General features: G+C 61.8%; 12 protein-coding genes. 7 read left to right on the top strand and 5 right to left on the bottom strand.

The features are described from left to right. Positions 1 to 4: 4 nt before the first annotated feature. Positions 5 to 1,201 (bottom strand): Tm-1-like ATP-binding domain-containing protein, encoded by a 1,197-nt coding sequence (locus tag JNB71_RS15725; protein ID WP_220372725.1) that lies wholly within the window; start codon positions 1,199 to 1,201, stop codon positions 5 to 7. 109 nt (positions 1,202 to 1,310) lie between these two features. Between JNB71_RS15725 and JNB71_RS15720 the strand changes: the two genes are divergently transcribed. The 6 genes from JNB71_RS15720 (at position 1,311) to JNB71_RS15695 (ending at position 6,621) form a co-directional block, all read left to right on the top strand. Then, complete coding sequence (locus tag JNB71_RS15720; protein WP_220372724.1) at positions 1,311 to 1,976, top strand: GntR family transcriptional regulator; 666 nt, start codon at positions 1,311 to 1,313, stop codon at positions 1,974 to 1,976. 84 nt (positions 1,977 to 2,060) lie between these two features. Further along, positions 2,061 to 3,311 carry an extracellular solute-binding protein gene (locus tag JNB71_RS15715; protein ID WP_220372723.1) on the top strand — a complete coding sequence of 417 codons (1,251 nt, stop codon included), beginning with the start codon at positions 2,061 to 2,063 and terminating at the stop codon, positions 3,309 to 3,311. 106 nt (positions 3,312 to 3,417) lie between these two features. Then, positions 3,418 to 4,299 (top strand): carbohydrate ABC transporter permease, encoded by an 882-nt coding sequence (locus JNB71_RS15710; RefSeq protein WP_223215889.1) that lies wholly within the window; start codon positions 3,418 to 3,420, stop codon positions 4,297 to 4,299. Next, a complete protein-coding gene (locus tag JNB71_RS15705) occupies positions 4,296 to 5,123 on the top strand; it encodes a carbohydrate ABC transporter permease (protein ID WP_220372722.1) in 828 nt (275 codons plus the stop codon). The genes JNB71_RS15710 and JNB71_RS15705 overlap by 4 nt, the downstream gene beginning before the upstream one ends. A gap of 2 nt (positions 5,124 to 5,125) precedes the next feature. After that, entirely contained in the window at positions 5,126 to 6,217 is a 1,092-nt protein-coding gene (locus tag JNB71_RS15700; RefSeq protein ID WP_220372721.1) for a Gfo/Idh/MocA family protein, read from the top strand. A 14-nt stretch (positions 6,218 to 6,231) separates the two neighbouring features. Continuing rightward, positions 6,232 to 6,621: a cupin domain-containing protein gene (locus JNB71_RS15695; protein WP_220372949.1), complete on the top strand. Its 390-nt coding sequence runs from the start codon at positions 6,232 to 6,234 to the stop codon at positions 6,619 to 6,621. Between the two features lie 422 nt (positions 6,622 to 7,043). On the opposite strand, the gene JNB71_RS15690 is transcribed toward JNB71_RS15695, so the two are convergent. From JNB71_RS15690 to JNB71_RS15675, 4 genes are all read right to left on the bottom strand, one after another. Further along, positions 7,044 to 8,252, bottom strand: a complete 1,209-nt coding sequence (locus JNB71_RS15690) for an MFS transporter (protein ID WP_220372720.1) — start codon at positions 8,250 to 8,252, stop codon at positions 7,044 to 7,046. Positions 8,253 to 8,311: 59 nt separating this feature from the next. Further along, a complete protein-coding gene (locus tag JNB71_RS15685) occupies positions 8,312 to 9,292 on the bottom strand; it encodes an AraC family transcriptional regulator (RefSeq protein ID WP_220372719.1) in 981 nt (326 codons plus the stop codon). A 285-nt stretch (positions 9,293 to 9,577) separates the two neighbouring features. After that, entirely contained in the window at positions 9,578 to 10,300 is a 723-nt protein-coding gene (locus tag JNB71_RS15680) for a response regulator transcription factor (protein WP_008536437.1), read from the bottom strand. A gap of 13 nt (positions 10,301 to 10,313) precedes the next feature. Next, positions 10,314 to 11,552, bottom strand: coding sequence for a GAF domain-containing sensor histidine kinase (locus JNB71_RS15675; protein WP_220372718.1), 1,239 nt, complete (start codon positions 11,550 to 11,552; stop codon positions 10,314 to 10,316). Positions 11,553 to 11,832: 280 nt separating this feature from the next. Between JNB71_RS15675 and JNB71_RS15670 the strand changes: the two genes are divergently transcribed. After that, positions 11,833 to 12,849, top strand: coding sequence for an ABC transporter substrate-binding protein (locus JNB71_RS15670; RefSeq protein ID WP_220372717.1), 1,017 nt, complete (start codon positions 11,833 to 11,835; stop codon positions 12,847 to 12,849). The last annotated feature ends 55 nt before the right edge of the window (positions 12,850 to 12,904 follow it).

Genomic DNA, 12,904 nt, shown 5'->3' with positions numbered 1-12,904 from the left:
GTCCTCAGGCAGCGATGGCGCGGAAATTCTCGGCGAGCGCCGAGGCGAAGGCGGAGTCGTTGATGTGGGCGTCGATCTCGATCAACTGCCGGTTGGCGGCCGGCTTCCAGCCATTGCGGATGGCTGAGAAGAGGGCGGCGTTGGCGTTCGGGTCGTGGAAGACCTGGCCGGGTGCGTCGAGGGCCGATACGCCGCCGAGTGGCAGAAGGAACCGCACGGGTCCCTCCATCCTGTTCAAGCGCTCGACGATGAATTGGCCGATCCTGTGGTTTTCCTCCGCCGTCGTTCGCATCAGCGTCACGTTGGCATTGTGGACATGGAGCAGCCGCTCACGGAACTGGACCGGCACCGTGTCGCGCGCGCCGAAATTCACCATATCGACGGCGCCGACCGACCCGACATAGGGCAGTCCCGTGCGGATGATGGCACCGAAGCGATCCTGCGTTGCCGGGAAAACACCGCCGACTAGAAGGTCCGGCACCTCGGTCGTGGTCACGTCGATCAGGCCCGAGACGAGCCGTGAATCGGCGAGCTTTTCCATCGATTGACCGCCGATGCCGGTGGCGTGGAAAACATAGATTTCATGGCTCTGCTCCAGCATTGCGCGAACCTGCGTCACGCAGGCCGTCGTCACCCCGAACATCGTCATGCCGAGCCCCGACTTGTCGCTCGCGGCATCGGCCACGGTATTCATCGCCATGCCGGCCGCGGCATGCGCGGCGTTGCCGATCACCTTGCGGGAGATAGCGTTGAGGCCGGCGACGTCGACGACCGAATACATCATGGCGAGGTCATTCGGTCCGACATAGGGGACGGTATTGCCCGAGGCGACGGTCGACACCATCAGCTTCGGCACGCCGATGGGGAGCGAGCGCATGGCGGCGGTGACGAGCGCGGTGTTGCCGGTACCGCCCAATCCCAGCACGGCGCCGATATCCGTGCGCGTCGCCAGGAAGGCGGCCAGGGCTTCAGACATCGCGGAGACCGCGGCGCCGCGATCGTTCTGGCTGAGGACGGCTGACGCGCCGTCCGGGTGGTGCGACGCGACTTGCGCTGCCGAAATGTCGGCAAGCGCGTAGGCGCCCTGCGTGGCGACATCGACGAGCAGGGCTTCGGCGCCAGCCGCCAGGATAGCCTTTTTCGCATAGGCGAGCTCGTCGCCCTTCGTGTCGCAAGTGCCTACGACATAGACCTTTTTCATGCGCTCCTCCCCGAGTCCGATCAAGAAATTCGTCTATTTGCATTTTGCATATTGTATATTTTCTTGGATATTGCATACTTTTTCGCGGGAAGCCAGACGGAAATCGACCATGAACGCGCCGCGCCACCTCACACTTCGTGAGCGGATCTATGAAGAAATCGTACGTCTGATCGTCGCTGGCGACCTGCCGAGCGGCGCACCGATTGACGAGAAGGAACTGACAGAGAAGCTGCAGGTCAGCCGCACGCCGTTCCGCGAGGCAATCGGCACGCTGGCAAAGGAGGGCCTGATCGAGATCAAGCCCTACCGTGGCTTCTTCGTGCGCAGCTTCACCCGGAAGGAAATCGACGACCTCTATGAATTGCGCAAGACGCTCGAATGCTTTGCGGTTGAGCTTGCCGTTCCACGGATGAGTGACCGCGACATTGCCGGCCTCGAAAGGGTTCTGGATGCCGCCGTCGAGGCGCTCCGCAACCGCGACATGGACACCTATGGCCGGCGCGACCGCGAATTCCACGAGACGATCGCGGAGCGCTCGGAAAACGCGGCTTTGATCGAGACGCTCTCGCGACTCGCACTGCAGATCCAGATCTGCCGGTCGATCGCTAATGAAAGCCAGGAATTCGCCGAGCGCGCCGCGCAGGAGCGTGACGACATCCTCAAGGCGCTCCGCACACGAGACGCCGCCGCAGCTTCGGCGCTGATGCGCGCGCATATCAGCGACGTGCAGTCGGCGGTGCTTGCCCGCTTTCCCAAGGGGATGGCGGAGCGTTGAGAGAGCAATAGCCGGCGGGATGGAGGTCCTGGCCGCGATATGGGGAGGTGCTGGCCAACGGCGCCCGAAAAGGAGGAGAAGGAAATGAATATCATCACAAGGGCCGCGGCGGCCGCGGCATTTCTCGCCGCCGGCGCCGACGTGCGCGCCGAGACCCTGCGCATGTGGGGCCCGGAGCAGATCACCGAACCGCTGATCGCTGAGCTCTGGAACGGTATCAAGGCCGATTTCGAGGTCAAGAATCCCGGCGTCACCGTCGAATTCATCCCGCCGACCGGCACGATCAGCAACGGTGCCGTACAGGCCGCCCTTCAATCCGATGTCGGCCCCGACGTCGTGCTTACCAATTCGGGCATCGGCCGCATCACCGTAGTCAAGAATGCCAAGCAGATTATCCCGCTCACCGCCTATTACGATGAGCGCGCCTGGAAGGACAAGATCTATCCCTGGCTCTTTGAAGAGCTGAAAGGCCAGTATGCCGGCGAGATCTATGAAGTTCCCGACGGGCTCGATGCGCTCGGCATCTGGTATCACAAGGACATGTTCGCCGAAAACGGCTGGACGATACCGGCCACCTGGAAGGACTTCGTCACCCTGATGAAGGCGATACAGGAGAAAAGCATCCAGCCGCTCGCGGTCGGTCCCCGCACGCCCGGCAGCGCCGGACATCTCTTCGGCAATCTGCTGCAATCGGCGAGCGGTACGATTAACGTCGGCAAGGCGTTGCGCGGCGAACTCGCCTGGGACGATCCGGCCCTGGTCGTCGGAGCTGTCCGGCTGCGTGAGCTGGTCGATGCCGGCTTCATCAAGAAGGAAATGGCGGGGCTCGATCTCGATGGTGCATCGCGACTCTGGTTCAACAAGCGCGCAGCCATGTTCGTGGCGGGCCCGTGGTTCACCGCCAATGCGCGCAAGGCCGGTTATGACCTGAACAATGCTGGCTACCTGCCGATGCCGTCTGACATGGCGGGCGAAGCCAAGCCGACGGGTGGTGTCGGCTGGAGCTGGCTGATCCCCTCCAATTCCAAGCAGCCCGAACTCGCGCTCAAATGGATCGATTTCATGCTGTCGGACGAGGTCATGAAGAAGCGGGCGCAGCATGCTGCCAGCACGATGATCTATCCGCGTGAGCTCAAGGATATCCAGCCCTCGACGCGTGTTCTCAAGGAGATATTCGCAGTGGCGGCCAACGGCGTCGGCTACAATCCGAGCGTCTACCTGCCGGCCGATGTCACCGACACCTATTTCCAGGTGATCCAGGGACTCGTCTCGGGGCAGATTTCGGGCGAGGACGGCATGAAGCAGATCCAGGGCAAGATGGTGGCGGTCCGCTGATGCGGGCGTTGCACGGGTGACGGGAGTGGCTGGCGTGGCGGGAGTGCAGGCCTTGGACGATACGGCTAGCGGCGCGGCAGCAACCGCGCCGCCCAGGAAGTGGGAACTGATTCCCGCCGGCCACGGCAATACCGGAACGGCCTTCTGGCTCATGGCGCCGGCGATTGCCGTCTACGGCATCTTCACGCTCTTTCCGATCGCCGTGACCTTCTGGCTCAGCTTCACGGACTCCGCGGGCTTCAACACGCCGGCCAGCTTCGTCGGCGTGGAGAATTACCGCAAGGCGGTACAGGATCCGATCGTCTGGCAGGCACTGTGGCAGACGATCATCTGGCTGATCTATCATGTCGTGCTGGCAGGCGGCCTCGGTCTCGGACTCGCGCTCGCCATTGCGCGTCTCAAGCGCAGCCAGGTCTTCTTCCGCACGGCATTCTTCCTTCCCCATCTCGTGTCGCTCGCGGTGGTCGGCGTGATCTGGGCCAATATCTACGATCCCTTCTTCGGGCTGCTCAATACCGGCCTGACCGAGATCGGGCTCGGCAACTGGACGCAGGGCTGGCTCTCCGATCCGGCACTCGTTCTGTTCTCAGTCAATGTCGCGAGTTCCTGGCAGGGTTTCGGGCTTTATATGCTGCTCTTCATCGCCGGCCTGCAGGATATCGATCCGGCGCTCTATGATGCCGCCGAGGTCGATGGCGCCAACAGCTGGCAGAAGCTGATCCATGTGACGCTGCCTGGCCTGCGCGAGGTGATGACTTTCGTCATGTCGCTCGCCATGATCAACGGCCTCAAGGGTTTTGCAACAGTCTTCGTGATGACCAATGGCGGGCCGTTCTATCAGAGCGAACTGATCACGACCTATATCTACCGGCTCGCCTTCCAGGCGCAGGATCATGGCCTTGCCGCCGTGCTCTGCATCCTGCTCAGCCTGTTTGCAATCACCATCACCATCGTCTTCAATCGCTGGCGAGCGAGGATGGCCCGATGAGCATGCGCAATCGCGAATGGCCGGTCGCGCTGGCTCTCGTTCCCGTCCTCGTTCTGGTTTTGGCGCCATTTGCCTGGCTGCTGGTTTCGAGCCTCAAGAGTGAAGCCGAGATCGGGCGAGCCGATCCTTTCGAATGGCCGGCCGAACTGATGTGGCAAAACTATCTCGATGCCTGGCAGATCGGCGGCTTCGGCGAACTGGTTGGCAACAGTTTCTTCAATGTCGCGGGCGTGGTGATCCTGATGCTGGTCACCTGCGCTCCCGCCGGTTATGCACTATCGAAAATCCGCTTTCCCGGGCGGGAGTGGATGTTCTATGCGCTGATCTTCGGCATGACGATCCCGATCCAGGCCATCGTCATTCCGCTCTATCAAGTCCTTTCGGGGCTTGGCCTCGTCAATTCGCTGGCCGGAATCGTCCTCGCCCAGGTGAGCAATGGCATCCCGTTCGGCATATTCCTGATGCGCAGCTTCTTCACCAATGTTCCGGACGAGCTGGTCGAGGCGGCGCGTATCGACGGTGCCTCGCATTTCCAGATCCTGACCAAAATCTTTCTGCCGATCTCGACGCCTGCCGTGATGGCGCTCGTCATCATCTCGGCGCTCTCGACCTGGAACGATTTCTTCCTGCCGCTGATCGTGCTGATCAGCCCGGATGTGCAAACCATCCCGCTCGGGCTCGTCCGTTTCGCCGGCACCTATGCCTCGGAGTACCGTCTGGTCTTTTCCGGCACGGTTATCTCCTTCCTGCCCATCATTCTGCTCTACATCCTCACCCAGCGCCGGTTCACCGAAGGACTGACGCAGGGTGCCATCAAGGGTTGACCATGTCCCATCACGTCCAGCGGGAGATCCGCTACAATTTCGAATACGAAAACCGCATCCGCGCCTGCTTCATCGGCGCCGGCGGGCATGCCTACCGCAACGTCTATCCGGCGCTGCGCTATGCGCCGGTGGAGCTGACAGGCATCTGCGACCTCGATATCGGCCGCGCCGGAAAATTCGCCAAGCTCTTCGGCGCGGAACGGGCCTATTCCGATCACCGCGAGATGCTGGAGAGGGAAAAGCCCGATCTCGTCTTCCTCGTCACGTCCTATCATCCGGACGGGCGGGTTCAGGCGACGGATCTTGCCATGGAAGCGCTCGCCGCCGGCGGGCATGTCTGGATGGAAAAGCCGACGGCGGCCAGCCTCGCCGAGATCGAGGAGCTTCAGGCCGCCAGCGCGAAAGCCGGCCGCATGGTCATGACCGGCCTCAAGAAGACCTTCTTTCCGACAATCGAGAAGCTGCGCGACCTCATTGGTTCACCCGGCTTCGGCCAGCTCACCTCGATCAATGTCCGATATCCGCAGAGCCTGCCGCCGCTCGCCGAACGCGGCGACCTCGTGAGAATGCAGAGCTTCCTCGACCACATCTATCACCCTGCCGCGATCCTCAACTATCTCGGCGGCAGGATCGAACGCGTGAGCTATGAATGGGAAGGGCGCACCGGCGCGACCGTCACCAACCTGAAATTCCGATCCGGAGCGATCGGCACGCTGCATTTTGCCGCCGGCCAGTCCGGTGGCAGCATGTTCGAGCGGGTCGAGATCATCGGCGAGGGTGCCAATGCCGTGGTTGAGAATGGCAGCAAACTTACCTATTTCCGCCGCGCCGACTTGCCGTCCTATGGCCGCGCCGCGAGCTTCATCCAGCCGGAGGACAATGCCGCGCTGGTCTTCGAGCCCGAGCACTCGCTGGGGCAGCTCTACAACAACAATCTCTTCTATCTCGGCTATGTCGGCGAGATCCTGCATCTTACCGACGCCATTCTCGCGGGCGAACCGATCACCAAGGGCACGCTGGAGGTCGCGGCCGAGATCATGAAGCTCTTCGAATTCTATAAGCACACCGATTCCGGTGTGCTGACCACGCTCTGACGGAAGGTGACGTGATGCAGACGAACGATCCGGTTTCCAGGAACCTCGCCGGCCAGATCGTCCCGACTTCATGGGGCGAACTCAACTGGAAGATAACCGACGACGCGGTGCCTGGCGCCGAAATGACCTTCGGCACCTGCCGGATCAATCCCGGCGAACGCAACGGGCTGCATTCTCATCCCGACTGCGAGGAAATCCTCTATGTCGTCTCGGGACGATGCGAGCATAAGCTCGGGGACGAGATGCATCTGCTCGAGCCCGGCGATGCCATCCGCATTCCCCGCAATGTACGGCACTGGGCGAGATGCCTTGGCTCCGAGCCACTTTTTGCATTGATCTTCTTCTCGTCCGGGAAACGCACCGCCATCAGCCATGAGGAAGAAGGTAGTACATTCCGTAGATAGCCGCTTGCGACGTTCTCCGTTGTGTTGATGGGGTCGACTGTTCGCATCTCATCAAGAGCGGGGGATAGGATCCGGACCGGGCGGCATGTTGCCGGCTCCTGTCGTGGGAGCGGACACTTGGCGAGGCCGAATGCCGACCGGCCGCTTCTGGCCCGAGCCACAGACGTACGAGGAGGAATTCGCGATCTAGTCGCCCGCATGGGGCGAGATGGCGGCTTTCGGGCGCAAGCTTGCCGCGCCATTCGTGAGCGCCGATCTGCAGCGCCCCGCAATCCAGATTCTTGTGGTTGCGGTCATGGGCGATCGGGCGATGCTCCTCGCCGCAACGAGAACGCATCGCCACGTCCCGGATTTAGCCTCACCCGGCCTCCTGGCCACCTGAGACCTAGCCTCTTCTGCTCACCTTCACCGGGGGCCAAGAGTCAGCTGCGGGGCTGCAGCAACGCCAGGACGATGGTCGATGCCGCCAAGACGGCGGTAATGATCAACGGCCCGGAAGCGCCATGGTGATCGACGATGTAACCGCCGAATACCGCACCCATGCTGATGGCGACCTGGAACGAAACGACCATCAAGCTGCCAGCAGCCTCCAAGGCGTCCGCTGCGCCCCGGGACAAGTTGGTAGGCAATACCACCGGAGCCATCCCAAAAGCTAAACCCCAAAGTGAAACCAGGGCAAGCGCGATGCCGCTATGTTCACCCCAGAGTACGAGAGCAAGCGCCGAAAACGCCATCAATACGCCGGTGACAGCGAGCGCCATGCGGATATTTGCGTCTGCCAATCGGCCGCCGGCGACATTGCCGATCACAGCGGCGATGCCAAACCCGAGGAGCGCCAAGGCAATCGGCCCGGTGCCAAGGAGCGTCACTTGTTCGAGGAAGGGTCGCACGTAGACCGAGCCGGCAAAATGCCCAGTCATCAGCAAGAGGATGGCAAGCATTCCCAGTTGAACAGTGCGCCGTTTCGTCAGCCGGAAGACGTCGGAAAGACTGTTGCTTGTGCTTGCGGGTAGCGTCGGCAAGCTGAGTACCTGCAGCAGCATCGCAACCGCTGCGAGCCCTGCAGTCATGGCCGTGGCGGCACGCCAGCCGAGCCAATCGCTAATCAAAGCACCCATCGATGGTGCAGCGATGGTGGCAAGAGAGACGCCGAGGGTGACTATGGCCATGCCCCGACCTGTCGCATTGGTGCCAACCAATCTCGCCACGACGGCAACTGAAAGCGCCCAGAAACCACTAAGCGCGATGCCCAGCCCGGCTCGACCCAACAACAATAGCCAAAAATCCGTCGCGAGCGCGGCCACGAGATTGGAGCCGATCGCCAAGGCACTGAGGCCAACCAGGACAGTCTTCCGGTTCAGTTTGCCGATGAGAACATTGCTCAACAAGGCCGTCACCGCGCCAACAGACGCGGTGGCGGTGACAACCTGACCGGCGGTTCCCTCGCTGACGCCAAGGTCACGCGCCATTGGCGTCAACAGACCTGCCGGCAGGAATTCGGCTGACACCAGCGCAAAGCTTGTGGCTGCCATTGAAATAACGGCAAACCAGGTCGTGGGGCTCCATGTACTCGGGACGGTAGAATCGAGGCCAATCGCGGGGCCGTCAAGCTGTGATGTTGTGTCCGTCATTGAAGTACCTCCAAGGTTTGGAAGTCTTAATAGCGGAGTTTTCCAGGATGATATGTGTCCTAAAGTCCGAATTCTATGTCCGTTCGTCCGGAAATGGTGCGGCGCACAAAGCCAGGTGAAACGCGGGTGATGCGCTTGAAGGCGCGAGCGAAGGAAGCTTCAGATTCATAGCCCAGTTGAGAAGCGACCTCGGCGACCGACATGTTTTGACCGAGTAGCTCTCGTGCAAGCTGCATGCGCAGACGGGCGAGATAGCGTGCCGCGCCTTCCCCCAAAATAGCGCTGAAGCGTTCCGCGAAGATCGAGCGCGATTGACCTGCCACGCCAGCAAGGGTCTCAAGCGTCCAGTCATGGCCGGGATCTCGGTGCATGGCTGCCAGCGCACGACCGATATGAGGATCACGGATCGCGGCGAGCCAGCCGCTGGTCGAGGCTCCGCTGCAATTGACCCAGCAGCGAATAAGCCTCGCGACGAGTACGTCCGCCATGCGTGACAAGACCGTGGCGCTGCCTATCTGGGGCTGCGACGCCTCTGCCGTCATGGCGGCGAGGAGGGGGCCGACGATCGGATCATTGCCAGCAACATCACAGCCCTTGATGATCGGTGGCATCAGAGCGATCAAAGGGTTGAGGGCATTCGCACCCAAAGCCATGGAACCGCAGAACAGGGTGCTCGTCGCTCCTGTTCCTTCATGCACCACTTCGCAGACATTGCCCCCCAATTTGGTGACGTGACAGCTCTTAAGCGAGTCCCCGACAACATCAGGCTTGCTGGCCAGTCGGTGTTCGACACCTTGTGGCAACAACACCAGGTCGCCGTCTTGTAACTCCTGCCATCCCTGGGCTTCGGTATGGACCCAGCATGGCCCCTCACTGACGAAATGAAAGCGAAGCAGCTGTTGCTGCGGAAAGGCGATGCTCCATGGGTGGCGTAGCTCACAACGGCCGTAGTTGACCCCACTCAGGCGAAAGTCCTGTAGAACTTCGCTTAGTGCGTCCGTAGGAATATGTGTCGGAGATTGGGATGAACGATCAAGCATTGGGACAATTTATATGCCAGGCGTCCGGCATGCAAGTAAGACATCTGCGCCATTGGCAATGGGCAACTGCCCCTTTTCCTTTGTGGAAGCCTAATGTCTCGGCCTAGCTGACGACCGGACGTACCCGTGCGGTTTGTGCGCATGGGGAGGCATAGGGGAAGGCCATGGCATGTATGATAGGGACCGAATATAAAGCTCGTGTGAGGCGCCACGCATCGCATAGCTTATAGGGTTAGGCAATCGGATGCCTTGCTGCTCATCGAACTTCCGGATCGTGTCCCGAAACTACTTTCCATCAAGCCACTCCTGCAGCTCGGCTTCGGCCCGCTCCAGAGCGCTGTAGTTCAGAAGTTTGCGCAGGAAAGCGACGGTCACGGCGCGGGCGCGGAGATTGAAGCGGCCGTCTTCGTGATCGTCGCCGGCGCTCTGGTAAACATCGAGCTTGTCGTAGAGCTGCTGCAGGCGGTTCTGCACGCTGCGCAGCGAAAGGCCCCTCCGCTTGGCGATCGCCCGGTCCGTGAGGCCGAGCGCGATATCGACGAGGATCTCGTATTCGGAATCGGTGAAACCGTTCGTCTGGCCGAGGCTCTTCTGCTGCAGGCCTCGCACTTCGCGGTCGATGACGCACTGGCTCTCGATGAAGATCGAGCGCAGCGCAAGCTTCAGCCGCTCGTCGGAGGCGGATTTCAGCACATAGCCATAGGCGGCGCCATCCGGCACGATACGCGAGACCCCGCGCACATAGGCCTCGTCCGAATAATTCGACCAGAACAGTATGCGTGTCTCCGGCCGCTCCTTCCAGATCGTGCGCGCCGCCTCGATGCCGTTGCGGTTCGCCATCTGCAGGTCCATGACGATATGGGCTGACTTATGGTCGCGCGCGAGCTTCTCGCCGACGGTGCCATTCTCCGCCTCGATCACCGTGTCGCATTCGGGCAGCGCCGCGTTCACAGCCTCGTGCAGATAGGACCGGTGCAGCGGGTCGTCCTCGACGATCAGAACCTTCATTGCGCCTCCCTCCTCAGTTCTGCCCGCTCGCCGGGTCGTGCGGGCCGAGCGGCAGCACGACGCGCACCGCAGTACCGCGATTGTTGTGGCCTGGCCCGATCGTGAAGCGCGCCGAAATCAGCCGTGCCCGGGTCTTCATATTGTCGATGCCGCCGCCGATCCGTCCCCGCGCCTTGGCGAGCCCAGTGCCGTCGTCGGTGATTTCGATCGACAGCCGCTCGTGGTCGGCCTCGAGCCTCACGGTGACGGCAAGCGGAGCGGCATGGCGCACCGCATTGTTGATCGCTTCCTGGGCGATGCGGAACAGCGCGACGCTAACGGTCGGTTCCAATTGCTCCAGTGCGCCATGGGTCTCGTCGACGAGGCCCCATTCGATGGCCGATCCCGTGTCGCGGGTCGATCGGTCGAGATGATGCTCGATCGCCTGTGCGAGGCCGAAGAGCTGGAGCACGGACGGTTTTGCCTGCTCGATGATCTGCCGCAGATCCTGCATGCAATGCTGCAGGGAGCGCGAAAGCGGCTCCAGCGCCTCGGGCGACACCTCGCCGTTGCGTGACAGCCGATCGATCCGGCGGGCGAGCCGCGTCAGGTCGGCCAGCGTCTGGTCGTGAAGGTCCATGCCGATCCGCTGGCGTTCCTGCTCAAGCGCTTCGGTCAGCTTCAGCGCGCCTTGCCGCAACCCCTCCTCGCGGGCGCGGGCTTCGGCCTCGACGATCGCCGAGCGTTGCGCATGCTCGGCCGCCTGCAATGCGTAGAAATAGGGCGTCAGCAGGTCGGCTATGATGCGGGCGCGTTCGATATCCTCCATCGTATAGACGCCCGCCGTCTGCGACGAACAGGAGAGCGCGGCGATGATTGTGCCCTGCACCTTCATCGGCACATGCAAACGGCTCCTCAGCGACTGTTCGACGATCGGACGCTTGAACGCGCCCTCGAAATGGAAACGCGGGTCGGTCATCGCGTCGTCGGCGAGCAGAAAGTCCACCTCGCCCCAAAGCAGCGAACGGATGGGGCTGTTGACAACAGGCGCGCCGGCAAGATCGCCCCAGGCGGTCTCGATGCCTGTCTCATAGGCCGTGTGGTAGTTGCCGCCTTCGAGCAGAACGCAGACATCGAGATGGTCGTGCGGGATGATATGGGCGACCTCGGCCGCAACGGAACGGATGGCCGAGCGGAAGTCGAGCTGGCCCGCGAGCAGCCGGGAAATGCCGAGATAGTGGTCGAACATGGCTGCGGGTGCGAGATGCAGCATCGTCAGTTCCTCCCCGAGACGGCAGAGGGCTCCTCAACCCGCTGCTATCTTTTCCCAGTAAGCGCCGCGGAAGCGCCGCCGTCTTGCGTAAACCCGCAATTTGTTGCGTAAAACCCGCAAACGACTTGCCGCCTTGCCCCTATACAGGCCAATCGATCTCCCGCATCCTGCCCTTACTGAGAGGAGGAAGCTCAGTGCAAGAACAATTTTCACTCAAGCGCAATTGGGACAGGCAGGAGAGTGAAGCGATCGCCGACCGGCGATCATGAGGGAGGAAGACATGACAATCCGTAAGATGCTTCTGGCATCGGCTGCTATTGCTTGCGCCGCGATGCCCGTTTCCGCCTTTGCCGACACGTCCGCGAAGAAAATCGCCCTTTCCAATAATTATGCCGGCAATTCGTGGCGTCAGGCCATGCTGACGAGCTGGGAAAAGGTGACGGGCGAAGCCGTGAAGGCCGGCGTCGTTGCCGCGGCTGACCCCTTCACCACCGCCGAGAACCAGGCGACGGAGCAGGCGGCGCAGATCCAGAACATGATCCTGCAGGGCTATGACGCGATCGTGCTGAACGCCGCCTCACCGACGGCGCTGAACGGCGCGGTCAAGGAAGCCTGCGACGCCGGCATCACCGTGGTGTCCTTCGACGGCATCGTGACTGAGCCCTGCGCCTGGCGCATCGCCGTCAACTTCAAGGAAATGGGCCGCAGCGAGGTGGAGTACCTGGCGAAGAAACTCCCGCAGGGCGGCAACCTGCTCGAGATCCGCGGTCTGGCCGGTGTCTTCGTCGATGACGAGATCTCGGCGGGCATTCACGAGGGCGTGAAGCAGTTCCCGCAGTTCAAGATCGTCGGCTCCGTTCATGGCGACTGGGCCCAGGACGTGGCTCAGAAGGCGGTTGCCGGCATCTTGCCGAGCCTGCCCGACATCGTCGGCGTGGTGACACAGGGCGGCGACGGTTATGGAGCCGCACAGGCGATTGCCGCGACCGACCGAAAGATGCCGACCATCATCATGGGCAACCGTGAAGACGAACTGAAGTGGTGGAAGGAGCAGAAGGACAGCACCGGCTACGAGACCATGTCCGTATCCATCGCGCCCGGCGTCTCCACGCTCGCCTTCTGGGTCGCCCAGCAGATCCTCGACGGCAAGCAGGTCAAGAAGGACCTCGTCGTGCCCTTCCTGCGCATCGACCAGGACAATCTCGAGACGAATCTCGCCAATACCCAGGCCGGCGGCGTCGCCAACGTGGAGTACACGCAGGCTGATGCAATCAAGGTGATCGAGTCGGCAAAATAAATCTCCCGGCGACTGCCGCGCGGGCGCAAATGGCCGCGCGGCATTCGTTGTGAGC

The sequence above is a fragment of the Rhizobium herbae genome (assembly GCF_019511375.1).
Lineage (GTDB): Bacteria > Pseudomonadota > Alphaproteobacteria > Rhizobiales > Rhizobiaceae > Pararhizobium > Pararhizobium herbae_A.
Note: the sequence above shows the minus strand (reverse complement) of the source record. Positions and strands in the feature narration are given on the sequence as shown.

Excerpts from the sequence above, each read along its gene's own strand:
- JNB71_RS15725 (WP_220372725.1), bottom strand. The coding sequence starts at position 1,201 with ATGAAAAAGGTCTATGTCGTAGGCACTTGCGACACGAAGGGCGACGAG.
- JNB71_RS15720 (WP_220372724.1), top strand. The coding sequence starts at position 1,311 with ATGAACGCGCCGCGCCACCTCACACTTCGTGAGCGGATCTATGAAGAA.
- JNB71_RS15715 (WP_220372723.1), top strand. The coding sequence starts at position 2,061 with ATGAATATCATCACAAGGGCCGCGGCGGCCGCGGCATTTCTCGCCGCC.
- JNB71_RS15705 (WP_220372722.1), top strand. The coding sequence starts at position 4,296 with ATGAGCATGCGCAATCGCGAATGGCCGGTCGCGCTGGCTCTCGTTCCC.
- JNB71_RS15700 (WP_220372721.1), top strand. The coding sequence starts at position 5,126 with ATGTCCCATCACGTCCAGCGGGAGATCCGCTACAATTTCGAATACGAA.
- JNB71_RS15695 (WP_220372949.1), top strand. The coding sequence starts at position 6,232 with ATGCAGACGAACGATCCGGTTTCCAGGAACCTCGCCGGCCAGATCGTC.
- JNB71_RS15690 (WP_220372720.1), bottom strand. The coding sequence starts at position 8,252 with ATGACGGACACAACATCACAGCTTGACGGCCCCGCGATTGGCCTCGAT.
- JNB71_RS15685 (WP_220372719.1), bottom strand. The coding sequence starts at position 9,292 with ATGCTTGATCGTTCATCCCAATCTCCGACACATATTCCTACGGACGCA.
- JNB71_RS15680 (WP_008536437.1), bottom strand. The coding sequence starts at position 10,300 with ATGAAGGTTCTGATCGTCGAGGACGACCCGCTGCACCGGTCCTATCTG.
- JNB71_RS15675 (WP_220372718.1), bottom strand. The coding sequence starts at position 11,552 with ATGCTGCATCTCGCACCCGCAGCCATGTTCGACCACTATCTCGGCATT.
- JNB71_RS15670 (WP_220372717.1), top strand. The coding sequence starts at position 11,833 with ATGACAATCCGTAAGATGCTTCTGGCATCGGCTGCTATTGCTTGCGCC.